The 23,869-nt window shown below is 71.0% G+C and carries 17 protein-coding genes and 1 pseudogene; 5 read left to right on the forward strand and 13 right to left on the reverse strand.

Features of this window, described 5'->3' with window-relative positions:
* Window positions 1–94: 94 nt before the first annotated feature.
* Window positions 95–736 (forward strand): hypothetical protein, encoded by a 642-nt coding sequence (locus QF027_RS18100; RefSeq protein WP_306980964.1) that lies wholly within the window; start codon window positions 95–97, stop codon window positions 734–736.
* A gap of 24 nt (window positions 737–760) precedes the next feature.
* On the opposite strand, the gene QF027_RS18105 is transcribed toward QF027_RS18100, so the two are convergent.
* The 5 genes from QF027_RS18105 to QF027_RS18125 form a co-directional block, all read right to left on the reverse strand.
* On the reverse strand, window positions 761–2,200 hold the full coding sequence (locus QF027_RS18105; RefSeq protein ID WP_306980961.1) for a S28 family serine protease: 1,440 nt from the start codon (window positions 2,198–2,200) through the stop codon (window positions 761–763).
* Between the two features lie 110 nt (window positions 2,201–2,310).
* On the reverse strand, window positions 2,311–2,700 hold the full coding sequence (locus QF027_RS18110) for a hypothetical protein (protein ID WP_306980959.1): 390 nt from the start codon (window positions 2,698–2,700) through the stop codon (window positions 2,311–2,313).
* 73 nt (window positions 2,701–2,773) lie between these two features.
* Window positions 2,774–6,478, reverse strand: a complete 3,705-nt coding sequence (locus QF027_RS18115) for an ABC transporter ATP-binding protein (protein ID WP_306980957.1) — start codon at window positions 6,476–6,478, stop codon at window positions 2,774–2,776.
* A gap of 93 nt (window positions 6,479–6,571) precedes the next feature.
* Window positions 6,572–7,597, reverse strand: a complete 1,026-nt coding sequence (locus tag QF027_RS18120) for an esterase-like activity of phytase family protein (RefSeq protein ID WP_307075638.1) — start codon at window positions 7,595–7,597, stop codon at window positions 6,572–6,574.
* Window positions 7,598–7,645: 48 nt separating this feature from the next.
* Entirely contained in the window at window positions 7,646–8,488 is an 843-nt protein-coding gene (locus QF027_RS18125) for a serine hydrolase (RefSeq protein ID WP_306980953.1), read from the reverse strand.
* Window positions 8,489–8,631: 143 nt separating this feature from the next.
* On the opposite strand from QF027_RS18125, the gene QF027_RS18130 reads away from it, so the two are divergent.
* Window positions 8,632–10,854: a glycosyltransferase family 39 protein gene (locus QF027_RS18130; RefSeq protein ID WP_307075640.1), complete on the forward strand. Its 2,223-nt coding sequence runs from the start codon at window positions 8,632–8,634 to the stop codon at window positions 10,852–10,854.
* A 190-nt stretch (window positions 10,855–11,044) separates the two neighbouring features.
* The gene (locus QF027_RS18135; RefSeq protein WP_307075641.1) at window positions 11,045–11,851 is read left to right on the forward strand and encodes an endonuclease I family protein; all 807 of its coding nucleotides are present in this window, start codon (window positions 11,045–11,047) and stop codon (window positions 11,849–11,851) included.
* A gap of 8 nt (window positions 11,852–11,859) precedes the next feature.
* Here the strand turns inward: QF027_RS18135 and QF027_RS18140 are convergent.
* From QF027_RS18140 to QF027_RS18150, 3 genes and pseudogenes are all read right to left on the reverse strand, one after another.
* Window positions 11,860–13,543: pseudogene (locus tag QF027_RS18140) on the reverse strand (thiamine pyrophosphate-binding protein).
* Window positions 13,540–14,508, reverse strand: coding sequence for an agmatinase (gene speB / locus QF027_RS18145; protein ID WP_307075643.1), 969 nt, complete (start codon window positions 14,506–14,508; stop codon window positions 13,540–13,542). The pseudogene QF027_RS18140 and the gene speB overlap by 4 nt, the downstream one beginning before the upstream one ends.
* 44 nt (window positions 14,509–14,552) lie before the next feature.
* On the reverse strand, window positions 14,553–15,998 hold the full coding sequence (locus QF027_RS18150) for a sodium:solute symporter (protein ID WP_307075645.1): 1,446 nt from the start codon (window positions 15,996–15,998) through the stop codon (window positions 14,553–14,555).
* Between the two features lie 106 nt (window positions 15,999–16,104).
* Between QF027_RS18150 and QF027_RS18155 the strand changes: the two genes are divergently transcribed.
* The gene (locus QF027_RS18155; RefSeq protein ID WP_307075647.1) at window positions 16,105–17,811 is read left to right on the forward strand and encodes a helix-turn-helix domain-containing protein; all 1,707 of its coding nucleotides are present in this window, start codon (window positions 16,105–16,107) and stop codon (window positions 17,809–17,811) included.
* 70 nt (window positions 17,812–17,881) lie between these two features.
* On the forward strand, window positions 17,882–18,670 hold the full coding sequence (locus QF027_RS18160) for a phosphatase (protein ID WP_280866765.1): 789 nt from the start codon (window positions 17,882–17,884) through the stop codon (window positions 18,668–18,670).
* 190 nt (window positions 18,671–18,860) lie between these two features.
* On the opposite strand, the gene QF027_RS18165 is transcribed toward QF027_RS18160, so the two are convergent.
* From QF027_RS18165 to QF027_RS18185, 5 genes are all read right to left on the reverse strand, one after another.
* Window positions 18,861–19,727, reverse strand: coding sequence for an acyl-CoA thioesterase (locus tag QF027_RS18165; protein WP_307075649.1), 867 nt, complete (start codon window positions 19,725–19,727; stop codon window positions 18,861–18,863).
* Window positions 19,728–19,763: 36 nt separating this feature from the next.
* Entirely contained in the window at window positions 19,764–20,921 is a 1,158-nt protein-coding gene (locus tag QF027_RS18170; RefSeq protein ID WP_307075651.1) for an acyl-CoA dehydrogenase family protein, read from the reverse strand.
* A gap of 96 nt (window positions 20,922–21,017) precedes the next feature.
* A complete protein-coding gene (locus QF027_RS18175) occupies window positions 21,018–21,407 on the reverse strand; it encodes a hypothetical protein (RefSeq protein ID WP_306980931.1) in 390 nt (129 codons plus the stop codon).
* A 33-nt stretch (window positions 21,408–21,440) separates the two neighbouring features.
* Complete coding sequence (locus tag QF027_RS18180) at window positions 21,441–23,033, reverse strand: restriction endonuclease fold toxin-2 domain-containing protein (RefSeq protein ID WP_307075654.1); 1,593 nt, start codon at window positions 23,031–23,033, stop codon at window positions 21,441–21,443.
* Between the two features lie 149 nt (window positions 23,034–23,182).
* Window positions 23,183–23,776: an SACE_7040 family transcriptional regulator gene (locus QF027_RS18185; protein WP_306980927.1), complete on the reverse strand. Its 594-nt coding sequence runs from the start codon at window positions 23,774–23,776 to the stop codon at window positions 23,183–23,185.
* Window positions 23,777–23,869: the final 93 nt, after the last annotated feature.

The following is a 23,869-nucleotide window of genomic DNA, read 5'->3' on the forward strand; positions in this document are numbered from 1 at the left end:
ATCACCCCCGAAAGGCGCAAAGGACCCCACACGTCTGGCGTGGCCCCGCCGCGACGGTCACGCTGGACGGCGGGGTCAGTGCGGGGGGATGGCGATGCGCGACAGGTTTTCCACGGGGGTGGTGTGTGTACTGCCGGCGCTGCTCGCCGCCCTGCTGACGGGGTGCACGCAGCCGGCGGCCGGCGGGGAGAGCGACGAGGGGACCGCCGCCACGGCCTCGGTCTCGCCGTCCGCGACCCGGGCCTCCGGTTTCGGGGCGGTGTTCCTCGCGGTCGACGAGTGCAGCTCATTCGGCAAGGCCAGTTTCACCGAGGTGCCCTGCACCAGTGAGCGGGCGGCGGCACGGGTCGTGGCCCGGCACGACGGTACCCCGGCCGGCGGGCCGCCGTGCCCGGCGACCACCGACTTCGTGCTGCACATCAGCGAGCAGAGCCAGATCTCCGACGAGGACGGCGACGGGGCGGTACCGCAGGGATACGCCTGCATGCGCAACCTGCAACCGCCGCACCCCGGTGACCCCGGTGGCGGGGGCGGACCGCGGACCATCGTCGGCGACTGCGTGTACGGCTCGGGCAGCGGGCAGGTCAGGGAGACCGCGTGTGACGGCAAGGGCGCGAGGAAACCGCAGTACAAGGTGGTGAAGGCGGTCGCCGAGCGCAGCCGGTGCCCGCTGTCGACGGCCCTGTACGTCCAGCTCGGCGGCGCTCAGCCGGTGGGCTGCGCCCGGCCGTTGTGATCCCGGCCGGGCGCGGCGAGCGGACTACGGACGCAGGGCGGGCTCGCGCTCCACGTCACGGACGTCCAGCTTCTTGTCGAACTTCGCGAGCGGCTTCGCCTCGGTCACGGCGGTGGCCGGGACGCCCGCCCAGGCGAGGATCCTGGCCGTGGCGAACGCCTTCTGGTCGGCGACCAGACCGGCGACGTTCGCCCCGTGGTTCATGCCGGGCGCGGTGAACACGTACGCGTCCTTCGCCCCCTTGTCGACGCGGAACCGCTCCGCGCCCCACGGGTCGTTCTGGCCGTAGACGTAGAGCATGTGACGGGCGTTGTTCCGCACCCAGTTGTCCACGTCCCGCATCGCGTACGGCTGGAACTTCGTCGGGATGTCCCGCGGGACGAAGTTGCGCGGCGGCTGGTAGCCGTAGCGGATGTACTTCTTCTCGATGTGCGGGAAGTGGATCGTCGGGGCGCCGAGCTGGGTGGCCGCCTGGTAGTAGTACGGCGTGTACGGCGCCAGGCCCTGGTCGGTGTAGAAGGAGAACCCGGAAATGGTGTCGATCGAGTTCCAGATCTGGTCGTCGGTCGCGGTCTTCGCGTCCGGCGGGACGAGCTCGTCGTCACCGCAGTTCGCCAGCAGGTTGTACTGCCAGAACCCCCAGACGTAGTCGAGGACGACGGCCTCGTAGGCCCGGTCCAGGCTGCCGACGGTGCTGAAGGTGAAGCCCTCCGCCGCCGCGTACTGGGCGTACTTCTTCTCCAGCGGCTCGCGCCGCACCAGGGCCTCGCGCTGCACCGCGTTCAGCCGGTCGCGGCACTCCTTGGTGCCGACCTTCTCGAAGAAGCGGTCGTAGGCGGAGTCCTCGTTGTTCACCACGTCGTTGGGGGCGACGTAGGCGACGACGCCGTCCATGTCCCGCGGGTAGAAGCGCTCGTAGTAGGTGGCGGTCATGCCGCCCTTGGAGCCGCCCGTGGAGATCCAGTTCTTCGGGTAGACCGTCTTCAGCGCCTTGAAGATGCGGTGCTGGTCACTGGCCGCCTGCCAGATGTCCAGCTTGGTCCAGTCGGCCGGGTCGGGCCGGGAGGGCGTGAAGAAGCGGTACTCCATGGAGACCTGGTTGCCGTCCACGATCTGGGTCGGCTCACGGCGGCTCGGAGTCGTCGAGACGTTGTAGCCGCCGGTGTAGAAGACCGTCGGCCGGCCGGCGTCCTTGTGCAGCACGGTGATCCGCTGCTGGAACGTGCCCTTGGACGGGTGCCGGTGGTCGACCGGCTGGGTGTAGTTCAGAACGAAGAAGCGGTAGCCGGTGTACGGCTTCTCCTCGATCAGGCTCATCCCCGGGACGGCGAGGAGCTGATCCTTGATGTCGGTGGTGGCACTGGTGCCGTCGGCCTCCGGCTCGGCGGCGGTGGCCGCCCCTGCCGTACTGACCGTGCCGATGAGCACGACCAGCGTGAGGAGCCATCTGAGCGCCTTGCGCATGCACCCTCCCCTGTGAGTACAGATGTGCGCCGGACGCTAGCGGCGCAAGTCCGGTCCGCACCAGGGGAGGTGACGCCACGATGGGGAAAACCCTGTGGGAAACCTGTGTCTCAGAGCCGGATCCAGCCGTCCGAGTCGTACTTGCCCCGGCCGACCTCGCCCTTCACCCACACCTTCCGCTGCCCGGCGTGCACGGTGACCGGACCGGCCCGGTACCTGTACCGGCCCACGTCCTCGACCGGCCGCAACCCGTAGGCCCGCAGACTCACTTTCATGTGCTGCCGGACTCCGGGGCGCTTGGGAAGTGTCACCGCGCACACGTAACCGCGCCGCTTGTACACCTCCACGGTGCCGGTGGAGAACGGGAACGACCTGACCTTGCGCCCCTCGCAGGTCGAGGCCGCGGCCTGCGCCTGTCCCGGCACGGCGACCCCGAGCATCCCGGCCGCCACCGTCACGGCCAGTCCCACCGCCAGCCGCCGTATCGCTCCACTCTTCACTGCCGTCCCTCCCGCAGCTCTTTGGCGTACAGATGTACGGACGCAGAGCGTATGTCGGACGGTTGCACGACCGTCAGCCGGACACCTCGACCGGCTCCCCTACGAACGTCCGCCACAACTCGGCGTACCGCCCGTCCAGCGCGAGCAGCTCGTCGTGCGTTCCGTCCTCGACCACGCGACCGTGGTCCATCACCACGACGCGGTCCGCGCGGGCCGCCGTGGTCAGGCGGTGGGCCACGACCAGGGTTGTACGGCGGCCCGCGAGACGGTCGGTGGCCTGGTTGACCAGGGCCTCGGTGGCGAGGTCCAGGGCTGCCGTGGCCTCGTCGAGGAGCAGGATGTCCGGGTCGACCAGTTCCGCCCGGGCCAGCGCGATCAGCTGGCGCTGGCCCGCGGAGAGGTTGCGGCCGCGTTCGGCGACCTCGTGGAGGTAGCCGCCCTCCAGCGTGGCGATCATCTCGTGGGCGCCGACCGCGCGGGCCGCCGCCTCGACCTCGGCGTCGGTGGCGTCCGGGCGGCCGTAGGCGATGGCGTCGCGGACCGTGCCCTGGAAGAGGTAGGCCTCCTGGGGGACCACGCCGAGGCGGTGGCGGTAGGAGGTCAGGTCCAGGGTGCGCAGGTCCGTGCCGTCGACCGTCACCCGGCCGCCCGTCGGGTCGTAGAACCGGGCCACCAGCTTGACCACGGTGGACTTGCCCGCGCCCGTCTCGCCGACGAACGCGACTGTCTGACCGGCGGGGATCTTCAAGTCGATGCCGCCGAGGGCCTCCTCGTCGTCCCCGTACGCGAAGTGCACGTTCTCGAAGGCCACGTCGCCCCGCAACGACAGGACGTCCAGGGCCTCCTCGGCCGCCTTCGTGGACGTCGGTTCCTGGAGCAGTTCCTGGATGCGGCCCAGGGAGACGGTCGCCTGCTGGTAGCCGTCGAAGACCTGGGAGAGCTGCTGGACCGGGGCGAAGAACAGGTCGATGTAGAGAAGGTAGGCGACCAGGGCGCCGGTCGTCAGGGTCGCCGCGTCCACCCGGCCCGCGCCCGCGATCAGCACGGCCGCGGCGGCCACCGAGGACAGCAGCTGGACGAACGGGAAGTAGATCGAGATCAGCCACTGGCCCCGGGTGCGGGCCTGGCGGTAGCTGTCGCTGCGCTCCGCGAAGCGCGCCGCGCCGTCCCGCTCCCGGCGGAACGCCTGCACGATCCGCAGCCCGGACACCGACTCCTGGAGGTCGGCGTTGACCAGCGAGACGCGTTCACGGGCGAGTTCGTACGCCTTCACGCTCGCCTTGCGGAAGAAGTACGTGGCGATGATCAGCGGCGGGAGCGTCGCGAAGACGACCAGCGCCAGCTGTACGTCGATCACCAGCAGGGCGCCCATGATGCCGAAGAAGGTGACGACCGAGACGAACGCGGTGACCAGGCCGGTCTGCAGGAACGTCGACAGGGCGTCGACGTCCGTCGTCATCCTCGTCATGATCCGGCCCGTCAGCTCCCGCTCGTAGTAGTCGAGTCCGAGCCGCTGGAGCTGGGCGAAGATCTTCAGACGCAGGGAGTACAGGACCCGTTCGCCGGTGCGTCCGGTCATCCGGGTCTCGCCGATCTGGGCCGTCCACTGGACGAGGACCGAGAGCAGGGCGAACAGGGTCGCCGTCCAGATCGCTCCCATGGCCATCCGCGTGACGCCGTCGTCGATGCCGTGCCGGATCATCACCGGGAGCAGCAGGCCCATACCGGCGTCCACGGCGACCAGGCCCAGGCTGATCAGCAGCGGGCGGCCGAAGCCCCGCAGCAGCCGTCGTAGGCCGTACGACTCCTCGGGCGTGACCGCGCGTGCCTCGTCGATGTCGGGGGTGTCCGTCGCCGGAGGCAACGCGTCGACCTCGGCGAGGAGTTCGGGGGTGGCCGGGGTGCCGGCCAGAGCTGTGTCCTTGGGCTCGCGGTCGCCGGTCCACAGGTGGGGGGTGACTCCGCGCTCGGCGTCGAACTCGGCGTCCAGCTCGTCGCGTACGGAGGTGTCATCCTGTACGGCGGCCGGACGGGCGTGGCCCGGGGAGACGCCGCCGAGTCCGTCGGGGTCGGTGAGCAGGCGGCGGTAGAGGGGCGACCGGTGCTGGAGCTCCTCGTGGGTGCCGAGGTCGGCGAGGCGGCCGTTCTCCAGGACGGCGATGCGGTCGGCGAGGTTCAGGGTGGAGCGGCGGTGGGCGATGAGGAGGGTGGTGCGGCCCTCCATGACCTGCTTCAGGGCCTCGTGGATCTCGTGCTCGACCTGCGCGTCCACGGCTGAGGTGGCGTCGTCAAGGACGAGCAGGCGCGGGTCGGTGAGGATCGCCCGGGCGAGCGCGACGCGCTGGCGCTGGCCGCCGGAGAGGGTGAGGCCGTGCTCGCCGACCTTGGTGTCGTAGCCCTCGGGGAGCGCGGCGATGAAACGGTCCGCCTGGGCGGCGCGGGCGGCCTTCTCGACCTCCTCCTGCGTCGCCTCGGGACGGCCGTAGGCGATGTTGTTCCGGACCGTGTCCGAGAAGAGGAAGGAGTCCTCGGGGACCAGGCCGATCGCGGCCCGCAGGGAGTCCAGGGTGAGCTCGCGGACGTCGTGGCCGCCGATGAGGACGGCGCCGTGGGTGACGTCGTAGAAGCGCGGCAGGAGCAGGGAGACGGTGGACTTGCCCGAGCCGGAGGAGCCGACGACCGCGAGGGTCTCGCCGGCGCGGATCTCGAAGGACAGTCCCCGCAGCACCGGGCGCTCATGGTCGTAGCCGAAGGACACGTCGTCGAACTCGACGGTGGCCGGCGCGTCGGCGGGGAGTTCCTTGGTGCCGTCCTTCAGGTACGGCTCGGTGTCGATCAGCTCCAGGACGCGCTCGGTGCCGGCGCGGGCCTGCTGGGCGACCGTGAGGACCATGGCGAGCATGCGGACCGGGCCGACGAGCTGGGCGAGGTAGGTGGAGAAGGCGACGAAGGTGCCGAGCGTGATGTGACCGCGGACCGCGAGCCAGCCGCCGACGGCCAGCATCGCGACCTGGCCGAGGGCGGGGACGGCCTGGAGGGCCGGGGTGTACTTCGAGTTGAAGCGGATCGTGCGCAGGCGGCCCGCGTAGAGACGGCGGCCGACCTCCCGGAGCTTCCCGGTCTCCTGGTCCTCCTGGCCGAAGCCCTTGACCACGCGTACGCCGCTGACGGCGCCGTCGACCACGCCCGCGACGGCGGCGGCCTGGGCCTGGGCGTACCAGGTGGCGGGGTGCAGCTTGGAGCGGGAGCGCCTCGCGATCCACCACAGGGCCGGGGCCACCGCCAGGGCGACCAGGGTGAGCGGGATCGACAGCCAGGCCATCACGATCAGGGAGATCAGGAAGAGGGCGAAGTTGCCGATCGTCATCGGCAGCATGAACAGCAGGCCCTGGATCAGCTGGAGGTCGCTGGTGGCCCGGCCGACGACCTGGCCCGTGGACAGCTCGTCCTGGCGGCGGCCGTCGAGGCGGGTGATCGTGCCGAACATCTCCGTGCGGAGGTCGTGCTGGACGTCGAGGGCGAGGCGGCCGCCGTAGTAGCGGCGGATGTAGGTGAGGACGTAGACGAGGACCGCCGCGACGACCAGGGCGCCGGCCCAGGGGGCCATGTCCCGGGTGTGGTCACCGATGACGTCGTCGATGATCACCTTGGTGATCAGGGGGACGATCGCCATGACGGCCATGCCGCCGAGGGACGAGACCAGAGCGAGGACGACGTCCTTGGGGTAACGCCAGGCGTACCCGGCCAGTCGTCGTGCCCATCCCCGTTGCGGTTCCACGCGGTGCCCTCCGGTTTGTCCCTCGACCTGATCTACCGGAAGGCACCAACGCGAAACCAAGCGGATTTCATCCCTCCGCAATATTCCCGAGGGTCAGGACCGCACCCTCAGGTAGTAGAACCGGGTCGTCTGCACCGCGTTCTGGTTGTCGTCGCTGACCAGGAGGACCTTGAGGCGGCCCTTGCTCACGCCCGTGACGACCATGCCCTCGATGTTGTCGAGGAGGGGGTTCGGCTGCGGCTGCTTGGCCGTCGCGCCCAGGGTCGGGCAGCTCGCGATGTCCGTGAGCAGGGTCTTCTTGATCAGGCGCACGCCGGACTGGGCCGTCAGGTTCTCGACGCCGCTCGTGTCCGTCGCGTGGCGGGGATCGGCCAGGTACAGGCGGACCGTGTTGCCGATGCCGGAGGTGAAGCCGCGCTCCAGGACGAGCAGGCGGCCGTCGGGAAGGGCCTGAACCTCGGGGACGCCGAGGAAGGCGGCGTCGGTGCGGTAGGCGTACTGGGCCGCGAGCTCGAAACGGCCGTGGTGGCGCCGCCAGGTCTGGAAGCGGACGATGCCGGCCGTGTCGCCGGAGAGCGCGTACTCCATGGAGGCGAGCAGGGTGCGGCCGCCGTTCATGAGGGTCAGGCCCTCGAAGGTCTGGTTCGACGTGGCGCGGCCCGCCGGGGCCACCTGGAGGGAGGCCGGGACGGGGAGGCGGTCGAGGATCATGCCGTCGGTGCTGTAGCGGCGGATCGACGGCTCGGTCTCCGACGTGATCAGCCGGGTGCCGTCCCGGTCGATCACCAGGCCCTCGGAGTCCAGCGCGGCGCCCTTCTCGTCGACGAGCGGGACGACCGACTTCGGCGCGAGGGTCCTCGCGTCCAGGGAGAACAGCGAGGAGCGGTCCGAGAGGGCGGCGAGCGAGCCGTCCCGGTCCACCGCGAGCGCGGAGAGGTTGCCGACGAAGGTGCCGTCGTACGTCGTCTTGTCGAGCGCGTCGGAGAAGCGGTCGAGCGAGACGGACGGGGAGCAGGCGTGGCTCACCGGCGCGGCGGCCTGCGCCGGGCCTGTGGCCGCGAGGCAGGCCGCCGCCGCCAGGGCCGCGGTGGTGGTGGCGAGTACGGTTCTCAGCTGCATGGGCGTCACCGTAGAGCGGGTCGGTGACGTACGGGAGTCCGGCAGGCGTCAGCTCGCCGCGAGATCCCGGTGGATGACCTTCGCGACGCCCTGGATGGTTGTGATGCCGTAGTTCATGGTGCTGTTGCCGTGGGTGAGCACCGTGATCATGTAGTCGTGGCCGCCGCCCTTGAAGGTGCCGACGCTGTGCACCCGCCAGCCGTGGGTGGAGCGCTGGAGCCAGCCGTTCTTGACGTGCCAGGAGATGCCCGATCCGGCGCCGTACGGCGTGCCCCAGCGCTGCGACGAGATGACCTGGCCCATCAACTTCAGGATGTAGGCGCGGGCGTTGTCGCTCAGGACCGTGTTCTTCGCGGTGATCAGCTTGAGCAGCTTCTGCTCGTCGGTGACGGTGATCTGGGTCAGGCCCCAGTAACCGTTCGCCCCGGGCTTGGTCCGGGTCATGCCGGCCGCGGTGAGGAAGCCCTTGATCTTCGTCAGGCCGAGCTGCCGCCACAGCTTGCTGGTCGCGTCGTTGTCCGACTTGGTGATCATGGCCTTGGCGAGGGTGCTCTCACGGTCGGTCAGATACCTGTTGTGCTTCTTGGCGTCCCACAGCAGCGTGGCGAGGACGGTCACCTTGACGACGCTCGCGGAGTCGTAGGCGGTGGAGGAGCGGAGGGTGCAGGTGGTTTTCGTCGTACGGTCGTAGAGGCCCACCGCGATCGTGCCCGAGCGGTGGGAGAGGGCGGACGTGATGTCCCGCTTCAGTTTGTCGGCGAGGCCCGCCTTCGCGGACGTGCAGCTGACGGCCGGTGCGGTCGCGGCGGCGGCCGGCGTGGCGGCGGCGACGCAGGCGGCCAGCGCACCGGCCGCGATCCATTTCGCGTGTCTTGCTATCCCCCGTGTCATGCCCAGTTGACTCTCGGGTTCGGGTGAATGGTTGTACGCATGGGGAATGGTTGTGCGAGCCGTTACCCAACCCGTGGCGTTTTCACAGGACGGCGCCAGCTACGTCACAGCCCTCACCCAACCGCCCTTCGCACGATGCCCGGGTGACATCTGCCACCGATCCCCACCCCCACACCGAGACCGTGTCCGCCGACCGGCCACCACCGGCCCCGCCCGCGGCATCCCCGGACAAGGCCCCGCGCTGGTCGCTGCCCACCCTGCTCGCGATCCTGGTCCTGGCCGGCGTCCTCTACAGCTGGAACCTGTCCGGGGCCGGCCTGAACAGCTTCTACAGCTCCGCGATCTACAGCGGGACGCAGAGCTGGAAGGCCTGGTTCTTCGGGTCGCTCGACGCGGGGAACTTCCTCACCGTCGACAAGCCACCGTTCGCGCTGATGATCATGGGGCTGTCGTGCCGCGTCTTCGGCTTCGGCACCTGGCAGATGATGCTGCCCGAGGTCGCGGCCGCCCTCGGCACGATCTGGATCCTGCACGCCTCCGTGAAGCGGGTGTTCGGGCACGCGGCGGCCGCGATCGCCGCGCTCGTCCTCGCGCTCACCCCGATCACCGTCGCGATCAACCGGGACAACAACCCCGACACCATCCTCGTCCTGCTGATGGTCGGCGGCGCGGCCCTCGCGCTGCGCGCGGTGCGCACCGACAGGCTGCTGCCCCTCATCGGCTCCGCGGTCCTCTTCGGGCTCGCCTTCAACACCAAGATGCTCCAGGGCTACATCGCCCTGCCCGCCGTCTTCGCGGTGTACGTGTACGCGTCGCGGCTCGGCTGGAGGAGGAAGGCCGTCAACCTGGCCCTCGCGGCTGGGGCGTTGGCGGTCTCCAGCTTCTGGTGGGCTACGGCGGTCTCGCTCGTGCCCGCCGACGACCGGCCCTACATCGGCGGTTCGACCGACGGCTCCGCCTGGAACCTGATCATGGGCTACAACGGCCTGGGCCGGGTCCTCGGCGGCGAGGGCAACGGCGGAGGCGGTGGCGGCGGGGGCGGCACCTTCGCCGGCACCGCGGGCCTCGGCCGGATGTTCAACGACATCCTCGGCGGCCAGATCTCCTGGCTGATCCCCTTCGCCTTCCTCGCGCTCGTGGCGGGCCTGGTGCTGTGCGGCCGGGCCCCGCGCACCGACGCCACCCGCGCCGCGCTCGTCCTGTGGGGCGGCTGGCTGGTGCTGCACTACCTGACCTTCGCGATGGCGGAGGGCACCATGCACCCGTACTACACGACCGCGCTCGCCCCGGGCATCGCGGCGCTGACCGGCGCGGGCGGTGTCATGCTGTGGCGCGCCTTCCGCGGCGGTGACGCCCGCTGGTCCTGGGTGCTGCCGGCCGGGCTCGCGGTCACCGGCATCTGGGCGATCGTGCTGCTGCGCCGGGCCACCGGCTGGAACACCTGGCTGTGGCCGGCCGTCGGTGTGGTCATGGTCCTCGCGATCGTGGGCCTGTTCGTCTTCCGTACGGCGGGTTCCGGCACCAGGGCGCGGCTGCTCGGCGTGTCCGTCGTCGCGGCGATCGTGGCGGCCCTCGCGGGCCCGACGGCGTACGCCGCCTCGCCGGCCTTCTCCACCACCACCGGCGGCATGGGCGGCACCAACCCGACGGCGGGTCCGTCGACCGGTGGCGGCATGGGCGGTCCCGGCGGCGGTGGCGGCCGGGGCGGCTTCGGCGGCAACGGCGGTGGCCCCGGCGGGCAGGACGGCACCCAGCAGGGCGGCCAGGCGGGCGGGGAGTTCCCCGGCGGCAACGGCGGTGGCCAGGTGCAGCCCGGTGGCGGCACCGGTGAGCTCCCGCAGGGCGGCGCACCCGGCGGCACGAACGGGGAACTCCCGGGCGGTGGCAGCGCCGACGGCCGGAACGGCGAGTCCGGTACGGCTCCCGGCGGCACGGGCGGCATGACCGGTGGCCCCGGTGGCGGTGGCGGCGGCATGGGCGGCAGCGTCGACAGCGCGCTGGTCTCGTACCTGGAGAAGCACCAGGACGGCGCCAAGTGGCTGCTCGCGGTGTCCAATTCGCAGAGCGCCGGCCAGCTGATCCTCAGCACGCACAAGCCGGTCATCTCCATGTGGGGCTTCACGGGCACCGACCAGGCGATGACCCTCGCCCGGCTCAAGGAGCTGGTGAAGAAGGGCGAGCTGCACTACATCCAGCTCGGCGGCGGCGGTATGGGCGGCAACAGCAGCCTCAGCCAGGAGATCACCAGCTGGGTGCAGAAGAACGGCACGGCGGTGAAGGAGAGCGCCTACAGCACGAGCAAGGGCTCGGCGTCGGACACGAACACGTCGACGGTCTACCGCCTGGACCCGTCGGACGTCAGCTGACCCAAGTCCCGGTAAAGCGGCCCCCGATCACGCGTCGGGGGCCGCTCGGCGTGTCAACTCGCGTAGACAAGGCCCGATTTGCCGTTTCAGGTCACCTAATGGACACGCGCCATCCATTTACACGGCCGCATGTCCATGTCACGCTCCCATCTGCCGCCTCCATTCAACCCGCGTAGATGGGACCCCCCTCATGCCGGCGACACGCATCCGTAGTTGGAAGTCGGTGGCGCTCACCACCGCCGCCGTGCTGGTCGGGCTCGCTGCCCCGGTCGTGACCACGACCCCGGCCGCCGCCACGACGACCGCGTACGACTCGACGTACTACAAGAACGCGGTCGGCAAGACGGGCACCACCCTGAAGTCCTCCCTGCACACGATCATCAGCGCCAACGTCTCGAAGATCTCCTACTCCGCGGTCTGGGACGCGCTCAAGGTCACCGACCAGGACCCGAACAACAGCAGCAACGTGATCCTGCTGTACAGCGGTGTCTCCCGCAGCAAGTCCCTCAACGGCGGTGACACGGGCGACTGGAACCGTGAGCACGTGTGGGCCAAGTCCCACGGCGACTTCGGCGAGGTGACCGGGCCCGGCACCGACCTGCACCACCTGCGCCCCGCGGACGTCCAGGTCAACAGCATCCGCGGCAACCTCGACTTCGACAACGGAGGCAGCGCCGTCACCAACGGCGGCGGCAGCACCGTCGACTCCGACTCCTTCGCGCCGCGCGCCGCGGACCGGGGCGACGTGGCCCGCATGATCCTCTACATGGCCGTGCGCTACGACGGCGGCGACGGCTTCGCCGACCTGGAGCCCAACGAGAAGGTCGGCAACGGCTCCAACCCCTACATGGGCAAGCTCTCCGTCCTCAAGGCCTGGAACGAGGCGGACCCGCCGAGCGCCTTCGAGGAGAAGCGCAACCAGGTCATCTACGACACCTACCAGCACAACCGCAACCCGTTCATCGACCACCCGGAGTGGGTCGAGGCGATCTGGTAGGAGCCCGGCTACAGGTGCGTGGGCGCGAACATCCGCAGCACCGCCGGCAGGACGACCACCGAGGGCCCCGGTGAGCCGAGCGCCTTCGACAGGTCGTCCGCGAGGTTCTCGGGGGTCGTACGGACCCCGGGGACGCCGAAGGACTCGGCCAGTGCCACGTAGTCGGGGCGGGACAGTTCCGTCGCCGTGGCCTGGCCGAAGGCGTCCGCCATGTACTCGCGCAGGATGCCGTAGCCGCCGTCGTCGACGATCAGCCAGGTGACGTTCAGGTCGTACTGGCGGGCCGTGGCGAGTTCGGCGACGGAGTACAGGGCGCCACCGTCACCGGAGACCGCCAGGACCGGGCGGGTCGGGTCGGCCACGGCGGCGCCCAGGGCCGCGGGGAAGCCGTAGCCGAGGCCGCCGGCGCCCTGGGCCGAGTGCATGTGGTTGGGGCCCTTGGCGTCGAAGGCCGACCAGGCCCAGTACGCCAGGATCGTCATGTCCCAGAAGGACGGGGAGTCGGCGGGCAGGGCCCTGCGGACCGACGCCAACAGGTCCTGTTCCAGGGTGAGTTCCTGGGCGGCGATGCGGTTGGCGACCTTCGCGAGAACCGTACGGACCCGCTCGGGGGCCTCGGTGTCCTCCCTCGGGGAGACCGTCTCCAGGAGTGCCTGCAAGGCCAGCCGCGCGTCCGCGTGGATCCCCAGCGCGGGGTGGTTGGACTCCAGCTTGCCGAGGTCCGCCTCGATCTGCACGACCCGGCCTCGCGGCTTGAACGTGTGGTAGTTCGAGGAGAGTTCGCCCAGCCCCGAGCCGACCACCAGGAGTACGTCCGCGTCCTCCAGGAAGTCCGTGGTGTGGCGGTCCTCGATCCAGGACTGGAGGGACAGGGGGTGCGTCCAGGGAAAGGCGCCCTTGCCACCGGGCGTGGTGACCACCGGGGCCTGGAGGGTCTCCGCCAGCTGTCGCAGCTTGCGGGACGCGTCCGCCCGTACGACTCCCCCGCCCGCGATGATCGCCGGCCGGGCCGCGTTCGACAGCAGGTCGGCCGCCACCGCGGTGAGTTCGGGGCGCGGAGGCAGCTCCTCGGGGAAGGCGTCGCCGCCCGTCACCACGGGGATCAGGGTCGGGGACAGCAGCACGTCCTGCGGAATCTCCACCCACACCGGGCCGTGCGGGGCGGTCAGTGCCGACTTCCAGGCCGCCTCGATCGCGGAGGGGATCTGGGACTGGGCGCGGACGGTGTGGACCGACTTGACCACGCCCCTGAACGAGGCCGACTGGTCCGGGAGTTCGTGCAGATAGCCGTGACGGCCGCCGCCCAGACCGGCGGTCGGGATCTGACTGCTGATCGCCAGGACCGGCCGCCGAGGCCGCGGCAGCCTCCTGAAGAGCGGCCAAGGACGTCAGCGCGCCGGGGCCGGTCGACAGCAGCAGCGGCGCCGCCTCCCCCGTGACCCTGCCGTACGCGTCCGCCGCGAAGCCCGCGTTGTTCTCCACCCGCAGGCCGATGTAGCGCAGGTCGGACCGCCGGAGCGCGTCGAACATGCCGAGCGCGTGCTGGCCGGGCAGGCCGAAGACGGTCGTCGCGCCGAGCGCGGCCAGCGTCTCCACGACCAGGTCTCCGCCGCTGCGGCCGGGAGGCGGGTTCAGCGCGGCCTCGGTCTGGGCGGCGGTCGGGCGGAGCACCAGGTCGTGGTCGTGAGTCACTGCGCGCGGGCCTCTGCAATCTGGCGGGACATGATCGTGGTCAGTTCGTAGGCGGTGTGGGAGGCCGCCACCGACGTGATCTCCGCGTGGTCGTACGCGGGGGCCACCTCGACGACGTCCGCCGACACCAGGTTGCACGATGCCAGACCCCGCAGGATCTCCAGCAGCTCGCGGGAGGTCATGCCGCCCGCCTCGGGGGTGCCCGTGCCGGGCGCGTGCGCCGGGTCCAGGCAGTCGATGTCGATGGAGATGTAGAGCGGGCGGTCGCCGACGCGCTGGCGCAACTGGTCGGCGATCTCGTCCACACCCCGCCGCATGACATCCGCGGACGTCACGATGCCGAAGCCCATCTTCTCGTCGTCGGTGAGGTCCTGCCTGCCGTACAGCGGCCCGCGGGTGCCCACGTGAGAGAGGGCGGAGGTGTCCAGGATCCCCTCCTCCACCGCCCGCCGGAACGGCGTCCCGTGCGTGTACTCGGCTCCGAAGTAGGTGTCCCAGGTGTCGAGGTGGGCGTCGAAGTGCAGCAGGGCGACCGGGCCGTGCTTCTTCGCGACCGACCTGAGCAGCGGGAGGGCGATGGTGTGGTCGCCGCCCAGGGTCATCAGGCGCGCGCCGGTACCGAGGAGGTCGTCCGCGGCCGCCTCGATCGTCTCGACGGCCTCGTTGATGTCGAACGGGTTCACGGCGACGTCGCCGCCGTCCGCCACCTGCGCCAGCGCGAAGGGGGACGCGTCCTGTGCCGGGTTGTAGGGCCTGAGCAGCCGGGACGCCTCGCGGATCGCGTTGCCGCCGAAGCGGGCGCCCGGCCGGTAGGAGACACCCGAGTCGAAGGGCACCCCCACGACGGCGACCTCGGCCCGACCGACCTCGTCGAGGCGCGGCAGCCGGGCGAAGGTCGCGGGGCCGGCGTAGCGCGGGACGCGGGAGGAGTCGACGGGGCCGCGGGGGGTCTCGGAGGTGCTCATGGTCGTGTGCCTTCCTTCTGTCGTGCTGTTCGATACCGACCGGTCTACCGGGATGCCGGAACCGGTTCGGGAACACCGCGCCCGGCGAGACGCTCGCGCCACGCTTCGAGTACGGCGGTGTCGGTCGCCGGGGTCGCCAGGGATACGGCGACGTAGACGACCAGGGATGCCGACAGGCCGTAGTACACGGGCTCGTTGGCGAGGATGCCGTAGCCCGCCATCAGGCCGATGACGGCGAGGCCGCCGACGATCACGGAGGCGAGCGCGCCCTGGGCGGTGCCGCGCTTCCACAGGAGTCCGCCGAGGATGGGGACGAGGAGGCCGCCGACCAGGAGGTTGTAGGCGACGGTCAGCGCCTCGACGACGTTGTTGAGGGCGATCGCCGTGCAGATCACGGCCACGCCCATGACCAGGATGAAGGCGCGGTTGCCCCGAACCTCGTCGCGCTCCCCTTCGGCCGGCCTCCCCCGCAGCCGCGACCAGATGTCGTTGTTCGCCACCGTCGCGCAGGCGATCAGCGCGCCGGAGGACGTCGACATCACGGCGGCGAGCGCGGCGGCCAGCACCAAGCCCCTTACTCCGACCGGGAGTTCGTCCTTCACGATGGTCGCGAAGGCGTCGTCCGCGTTGGCCAGGTTCGGGTAGAGGACCTTGGCGGCCGTACCGATGACCGCACCGGCGAGGGCGTACGCGAGACAGTAGGTGCCGGCGACCGTGCCGCCCCACTTGGCGGTCGTGTCGCTGCGGGCGGTGAAGACGCGCTGCCAGATGTCCTGACCGATGAGCATGCCGAAGGTGTAGATCAGGACGTAGGTGAAGATCGTCTCGCCGCCGATGCCCAGCGGGTCGAAGTACCCGGTGGGCAGCTTGGCCTTCATCTCGCCGAAGCCGCCCGCCTTGACGACGGCGATGGGCAGCAGCAGAAGCAGTACGCCGATGGTCTTCACGACGAACTGCACCATGTCCGTGAGGGTGATGGACCACATGCCGCCGAGGGTCGAGTACGCGACGACGATCGAGCCGCCGAGGACGATCGCGACGGTCCGGTTCATGTCGAAGAGGACGTCGAAGATCGTGGCGTAGGCGATGGTCGAGGTGACCGCGAGCATGAGGGTGTACGCCCACATGACCACGCCGGAGATGATCCCGGCCCGGCCGCCGTACCTGAGATCCAGCATCTCGGAGACGGTGTAGACCTTGAGGCGGGCGATGCGGGCGGAGAAGAAGACGGACAGGGCCAGCAGGCCGAGGCCGATGGTGAAGACCATCCAGGCGCCGGAGAGGCCGTACCGGTAGCCGAGGCCCACGCCGCCGATGGTGGAGGCGCCCCCGAGGACGATCGCGGCCATGGTGCCGGAGTACATGGCGGGCCCGAGACGGCGCCCGGCGACCAGGAACTCGCTCTTGGACCTGGCGCGGCGCATGCCCCACCAGCCCATGGCGAGCATGCCGGCCAGGTAGACGACGATGACGGTGTAGTCGACGGCCATGGGGCCCTCCTTCTGCCGGTCTGCGTCGACAGTAGGTGGCCGGAAAGCGACTGCGAAGTGTACGTTTCATCCCATCGAGCGGTACTGGATGGAGGGAACGTCCACCATGCCGGACCCGGCCGTCCCACCCACCCCACCGGTCCCGCTGGCCGCGCTGCTGGCCCGCGAGGATCTCGGGCTGCGGCAGATCGCGGGCCCCGCGGATCCGTCCGCGGTCGTCCACTGGGCGCACACCTCGGAGATGGCGGACCCGTACCCGTATCTGCTGGGCGGTGAGCTGCTGCTGACGGCGGGGGTGCACATCCCGGAGGCGGCGGGCTCGGGCACGTACTTCGACGACTACGTGTCGAGGATCGTCGCGGCAGGCGGCGCGGCCCTCGGATTCGGGGTGGCCCCGGTGCACGACACGGTCCCGCGCGCCCTGGTCGCGGCCTGCGACTCCTACGAGCTGCCCCTGATCGAGGTCCCGCCCCGGACCACCTTCTCCGCCGTGGCCCGCGCGGTCTGGCAACTGATGGCCCAGGCCCGACTTGCCGAACTCCGCCGCGTGACGGAGGCCCAGCAGAGCCTGGCGGCGGCCGCGTCCCGCCCCGACCCGGTGCCGTCCGTCCTGCGGCAGCTGGCGCGGCGGGTCGGGGGGTGGGCTGTGCTGTACGGGCCGGACGGGGCGGAGGTCGCGGTGGCCGGGCGAGGGGCTGAGCGGACGCGAGCCGCAGGGGGGCCCGAGGCCCGGGACGTGCGGGAGGCGTTGGAAGGGCTGGCGCGGATCGTCCGGCCGACCGCCACGGTCCCGCCCGCCGGAGCAACACCGACCCGACCGGCCACTTCCGCCGGAGCAACACCGACCCGACCGGCCACTTCCGCCGGAGCAACACCGACCCGACCGGCCACTTCCGCCGGAGCAACACCGACCCGACCGGCCACTTCCGCCGGGCCCGGCAGCTCCGCGGCCGCCGGCCGCCACGCACCCGGCGGCGGCCGCCCGAGCCCGGCCACCGCGCCCGCCTCCCCCACCTCGGCCACCGACACCGTCGCCGACGTCCACCTCGCCGCCTACTCCCTGGGCGCCGGGCGCGGCTTCGTGCTCGGGGTCGCCGCCCCGCAGCGGGGCCCCGGCGACCACACGATCGCCTCCGTCGCCGCCGTGCTCCTGTCGTTGCTCACCGGTGAGCATCAGAGCGGTTCGGGGGCGGCGCGCTCGTCCGCTCTCGTACGGCTGCTGCTGGGCGCCTCCGCGGAGGACGTGGCCCCGCTCCTCGGGAACGAGCGGTGGGTCGTCGTGCACGCCCGGCCCGACACGGCCGCCGCTCCCGACCCGGTCGCTGCCTCCGCGCTGGGCGCGGCGCTGGGGTCGCCGTTGGTGGACGTGGCGCGGGATGTCGTACGGGTGCTGCTGCCCGCCGGCCCGGAACCGGCCCCGCAGCCGGGGTGGACGCTGGGGGTCAGTGCCGTCGCCGGACCGCACGATTGGGCCGCCGCCGACGTCCAGGCGGGCCGTGCGCTGGCCCGCGCCCGTGCGACCCGGGCCGGACTGGTCCGGTACGGGGCCCGCCCCGCCCTCGCCGACCTGGTGCCGGAGGCGGACGCCGAGGCACATGCCCGGGCACTGCTGACCCCGCTGAACCCCGCCCTCACCGAGACCCTCCGCACCTGGCTGTCCCTGCACGGCAGCTGGGACCGTACGGCGGTCGCGCTGGACGTGCACCGCAACACCGTCCGGCAGCGGATCGCCAAGTGCGCGGCGCTGCTGGAACGGGACCTGGACGACCCGGACGTACGGATGGAGCTGTGGTTCGCGCTGCGGCGACCATGATCGCGTGACCCGCGTCCCAGCGTGCGGGATGCGCGGCGATCCGGTGAAGGCGTGCCTCAGAATGGGAGACATGCCGATACCCGGGACACCCAGCCGCGCCGAGCTCGTCGACCACCTTGTGAAGACCCGCATCGCGGGTGAGGTCGCCACCCCGCGTGAGAACAACCTCTCCCACTACCGCCAGCTGGCGAACGGCAACCGCCACTACTGGTTCGGCCTGGAGCTCGGGGACCGCTGGAGTGACGAGCAGGACGTGCTCGCGGTGATGGCGGAGCGCGTGGGGGTCAACGACGACCCGGAGTACCGGTACGGCCAGGACACCATCGACCCCGAGCTGACCGTCGGCGGCCTGGAGCGCATGGCGGCCCGGCTGCGCAAGGCGGCGGACGGACAGCAGCGGGTGCTGTTCGCCACCGGCCACCCCGGCGGCATGCTCGACGTCCACCACGCCACGGCCGCCGCGCTGCGCACGGCCGGCTGCGAGATCGTGGTCATCCCGGACGGGTTGCAGACGGACGAGGGGTATGTCATGCAGTTCGCGGACGTGGCGGTCCTGGAGCACGGCGCCACGCTGTGGCACACGCATTCCGGCGACCCGATGAAGGCCATCCTCACGGCCCTGGAGCGCGAGGGCCGTCCGCTGCCCGACCTGGTCGTCGCCGACCACGGCTGGGCGGGCTACGCCGGACAGCACGGCGTGGACTCGGTGGGCTACGCCGACTCCAACGACCCGGCGCTGTTCCTGGCGGAGGCCGAGGGGACGGTCCAGGTGACCGTGCCGCTGGACGACCACGTGGTGAGCCCGCGCTACTACGACCCGATGACGGCGTATCTGCTGGCGGAAGCGGGACTGGCCTAGGACCGGCCGGCACCGGAGCCCGCTCGCCCGGCCGGCCCGCCCTCCCGCGCGAGGTCGTTCGAGCGTGGAGGAGCCGGCAACCGACGACAACGCCGGTGCGGGTACCTCCTCCGGGGGAGCGCGTCCCAGAACCCGCGACGCCGGCATGATCCGCCGGACAGGCCCTGGCCGCCGGCACCGCGCGGGGCCGTCACCTGGGCGCGCGGACCACGCCCTCCTGGATCACCGAGATCGCCAGCCGGCCGTCCTGCGTGTAGATGCGGGCCTGGCCGAGGCCGCGGCCGCCCTGGGCCGACGGGGACTCCTGGTCGTACAGGAGCCACTCGTCCGCGCGGAAGGGGCGGTGGAACCACATCGCGTGGTCGAGCGAGGCCCCGACGACGTCACCGACGGCCCAGCCGCCGCGGCCGTGCGCGAGGAGGATCGAGTCGAGGAGCGTCATGTCGGAGACGTACGTGGCGAGGACGACGTGGAGCAGCGGATCGTCAGCGAGCTTGCCGTTGGTGCGGAACCAGACCTGGGAGTGCGGCTCGCGCGGCTCGCCGAACTTTCCGTACGGCGGGTCGTCGGCGTAGCGCAGGTCGATGGCCTCGCGGGCTTCCAGGAAGCGCTCCACGACCGCCGGGTCCAGGTGGTCGTAGCCGCGCAGCCGGTCCGCGGAGGTGGGCAGCGTGGCCGGGTCGGGGGCGGCGGGCATGGCGGCCTGGTGGTCGAAGCCCTCTTCGTGCCGCTGGAAGGAGGCGGAGAGGGCGAAGATCGGCTGGCCGTGCTGGACGGCGACGACCCGGCGGGCGGTGAAGGACCGGCCGTCGTTCATGCGGTCGACGGTGTAGACGATCGGCGCGCCGGGGTCGCCGGGGCGCAGGAAGTACGCGTGCAGGGAGTGGGCGAGCCGGTCCTCGGGGACCGTCCGCCCGGCGGCGACCAGCGCCTGCGCCGCGACCTGCCCGCCGAAGACGCGGGGGACGACGGCGGCGCGGGAGTGGCCGCGGAAGATGTTCTCCTCGATCTGCTCGAGGTCGAGCAGATCGAGGAGATCCTGAAGTGCCTGGCTCATGGGGTTCTTTTGTACCGGCCGGTGGTTGCGGGCGGCTTACAGACCCATGTCCTTCGCGATGATCGTCTTCATGATCTCGCTGGTGCCGCCGTAGATGCGGTTGACGCGGTTGTCCGCGTACAGGCGGGCGATCGGGTACTCGTTCATGAAGCCGTAGCCGCCGTGCAGCTGGAGGCAGCGGTCGATGACGCGGTGGGCGACCTCGGTGCAGAACAGCTTGGCGGAGGCGGCCTCGGCGGGGGTGAGCTCGCCGGCGTCCAGGGCCTCGAGGGCGCGGTCGGCGACGGCCTCGGCCGCGTCGACCTCGGCCTGGCAGGCGGCCAGCTCGAACTTGGTGTTCTGGAAGGAGGCGACCGGCTTGCCGAAGACGGTGCGCTCCTGGACGTACTCCTTGGCGAACCGGACGGCGGCCTTGGCCTGCGCGTAGGCGCCGAAGGCGATGCCCCAGCGCTCGGAGGCGAGGTTGTGGCCGAGGTAGTAGAAGCCCTTGTTCTCCTCGCCGAGGAGGTCCTCGACGGGGACCTTGACGTCGACGAACGCGAGCTCGGCGGTGTCGGAGGTCTTCAGGCCGAGCTTGTCGAGCTTGCGGCCGATGGAGTAGCCCTCGGACTTGGTGTCCACGGCGAAGAGGGAGATGCCGTGCCGGCGGTCCTCGGCGGTGGGCGCGGAGGTGCGGGCGCAGACGATCACGCGGTCGGCGTGGACGCCACCGGTGATGAAGGTCTTGGAGCCGTTGAGGACGTAGTGCGTGCCGTCCTCGGAGAGCTTGGCGGTGGTCTTCATGCCCGCGAGGTCGGAGCCGGTGCCCGGCTCGGTCATCGCGAGGGCCCACATCTCCTCACCGGTGACGAACTTCGGCAGGAACCGCTTCTTCTGCTCGTCCGTCGCGAGCATCTTGATGTACGGCAGTCCGAGCAGGACGTGCACACCGGAGCCACCGAACTGCACGCCCGCGCGCGCGGTCTCCTCGTACATCACGGCCTCGAACTTGTACGAGTCGATGCCGGCGCCGCCGAACTCCTCGTCCACGCGGATGCCGAAGACGCCGAGCTCGGCGAGCTTGTAGTAGAAGTCGCGCGGCGCCTGACCGGCCGCGAACCACTCGTCGTAGACCGGAACGACCTCGGCCTCGATGAAGGCGCGCAGGGTCTCCCGGAACGCCTCGTGGTCCTCGTTGAACACAGTACGGCGCACCGCCGCCACCTCCAGGTACGTGTCTAAGCGCTTGCTCAGACCCTTAAGGTACCGGCGGGTAGGGAGGGGCGTCCAGAGGTGATCCCGTAACGCTCGTCACGCCGCTTCCTGAAGCGCCTCCAAGAGGAGCCGCACGTCCTCCGCGCCGGCTCCGGGCGGGATGGGAGCGGTGTCGGGGTTGGTCTCGATCATGGCGACGGCGGGCGTGCCCGGGGGCAGCAGGCCGAGGAACCAGACGACGGTGTCGGCCCAGAACGCGGGCGGGGCGTCCTGGAGGATCAGGTGACTGCGGTCGAAGTAGCTGCCGTGCCTGCGCTCACCGTCGAGGTCGATCTCGAACGCCAGGTAGTCCTGGCCACGGATCGGCTCGTGCTTGGCGGTGCACAGCGCCTCGGGATAGCGGACGAGGATCCGGGTCTCGAACTCCCCGAGGGTCAGCGGCCAGACGGTGCCGGGCGGCGCCGCGACGAAGATGGCGTCCTGCATGACCTGATCTTCCCTCTTCCTCCGCCGCGCCCGTCAGGGTACGTAACGGACGTTGCTCTTCACGTGGTTGGCGGCGCACAGGTACTGCCAGTAGCCGGTGGTCGACGGGTCGTTGGTGTCGATCTCCAGATACTGGGCGTGGTTGGCCGGGTTGTCGATGGCGGACTGGTACCGGTCCATCTCGCTGGAGTCCTTCCCGAGCACCAGATTCGTGTTGAACGAACCTTCCTGGAGCCCTTGCAGGGTCCGCGGACTGCATCCCTGCTGCCGTACGTTCTTCGCGTCGATGATCGCACCGTCGGCGGGCCGGTAGCCGTCGGCCCAGACCGTCTCGCCGTTCGCTCCGCCCATCAGGCGCTCGGGCGTGCCCGCCACCCGCACCTGGTACGCCCGGTCGGCGGGAGTGCCGTAGTTCGGCTGGCGCTGCGGGAGGCCGTTCACCCAGGCGGTGGCGGCCGCCTGCTCCGCGGGGGAGTACAGCGGGAAGGGCGGCGGCACCGGGGGAAGGACCGGACCGACCGGGCCCGTGGCCGTGCTCGCCAGTTGTGTTCCGCCCAGCTCGGGGGCACCGGCGGCCTGCGCGGAGTCCAGGCCGGTCCCGGTGACCACGGCGCCGCCGAGCACCACGCCGGCGAACCCGGAGGTCACGGCGAGCCGCTGGGCGAGCTGGGCGACGATCGCCTCGGCCTCGGCGACGGCCGCGCTCGCCGCGGCGTCCGCTTCCGCCGTCGCCAGCACCTCGGCCGCCACCGCCGCGTCCGCCGCCAGGGCCGCGTCGGCGGCGCCGGCCGCCGCGTCCGAGGCACCGAGCGTGAACACCGTCAGGAGGACTCCGCCGACCGTGATGATCCCGGCCGCGGTGGCCAGGCCGATCAGGGTGTCACGGCAGGTGTCGATGGCGTCCGCGTAGTCGTCGCACGCCTTCTGGAGGAGCCGGCAGGACGCCGAGATGTTCTCCATCAACGGCAGCGACGCCGAGGTCTGCGTACCGCTCTGGGGGCGGCCGGTGTAGAGGCCCGCGGCGTAGGCGTGGAACTTGTCGAACGCCTCCCCGGAACACTCCTGTTCCACGTCCGCCGCGTGACGGGAGGCGTTGACCTGGGCGTCGTCGATCAGAGTGGCGCAACTCGCCCAGACCCGGCTCGCCGCGCGCAGCTTGTCCGGGTCGCCCTGGGGCCAGAACTTCCCGATCACCGGGAGCTCGTGGACCTGCTGGGAGCCGGTGACCATCGGCAGGGAGTTGTACGCCTCGCTGGGCTCGCACTGCTGCTGCCGGGCCGAGGGCGACAGCCCCGACGAGGTGTTGATCTTCCCTGTCATCTGGGCGGCGATCGTGTCGTCTGCGGCCAGATAGTTCGTGGCCATGGCCAGCAGGCGGCTGGAGATCGTCGCCATGCCCTGTCCGGCCGTGCCGATCGCCTTGACGACGGTTCTCGCGGCCGGCTCGTACTTCGAGGCGAACGAATGCGCGGTGCTGTCGTCGCCCGCCATCCCCGCGGAGGCGCTCAGATCCCCGGCTGTCCCGGAGGCGATGTCGAAGACGAAGTCCTTGGTGTCGAGAAACTGCACGGACGACCGGAATACCGTGTCCGGGTCGACCTGATAACCGCCTGACGGTATGCCCATCCCGTCTCATCCCATCCCCGTGTTCCCGTGGCCTCTACAGGCTCACCGAGCGTAGGAGGGACGCGGCGGACACCACAGGCCCCGCGGCGCCGCGCAAGGATCCCTTTGCCGCCATTTGATGAGCCCTTGGACAGCGGGCCACCAAACCCTCACTCCACGGCGGCCGCCAATGCCCCCCGGGCCATCCGGTGCAACAGCGCGGCGGTCGCCCCCCGCCCCGGCAGCGACCCCGCCCGCCCCAGATGAGGCGTTGAGTTCAGCAGGCCGAACACCGAGTGCACGGCGGAGCGCGCGGCCGGCTCCACCAGGTGCGGGTACAGCTGGCGTACGACCCCCACCCACAGCTCCACGTACTGCCGCTGGAGCTGCCGGACCAGCTTGCGGTCGCTGTCGCGGAGGCGGTCCAGCTCGCGGTCGTGCAGGGTGATGAGCGGACGGTCGTCCAGGGCGAAGTCGATATGGCCCTCGATCAGGGAGTCCAGCAGCGCCTCCGCATCCCCGCCGTCCGACTCCGCCACCCTGCGCTTCCCGCCCGTCAGCAGCTGCCCGCTGATACCGACCAGCAGCTCCGCCAGCATGGCGTCCTTGCCCGCGAAGTGCCGGTAAAGGCCGGGCCCGCTGATGCCGACCGCCGCGCCTATCTCGTCCACGCCCACGCCGTGGAACCCACGCTCGGCGAACAGCCGCGCGGCCTCCTTGAGGATCTGCTCGCGGCGGGTGGGTGCGTCGGTTCTCGTGGCCATGGAAGCAATTCTAGACAGGGAGGTTAGCGGTCGTTAACCTGAAGGGAATGGTTAACGCTCATTAACAGGAGCTCACTGGGTGAGGGGACCGCG

Origin of the sequence: Streptomyces canus (genome assembly GCF_030816965.1) — a bacterium.
In the GTDB taxonomy this organism is placed as follows: domain Bacteria; phylum Actinomycetota; class Actinomycetes; order Streptomycetales; family Streptomycetaceae; genus Streptomyces; species Streptomyces canus_E.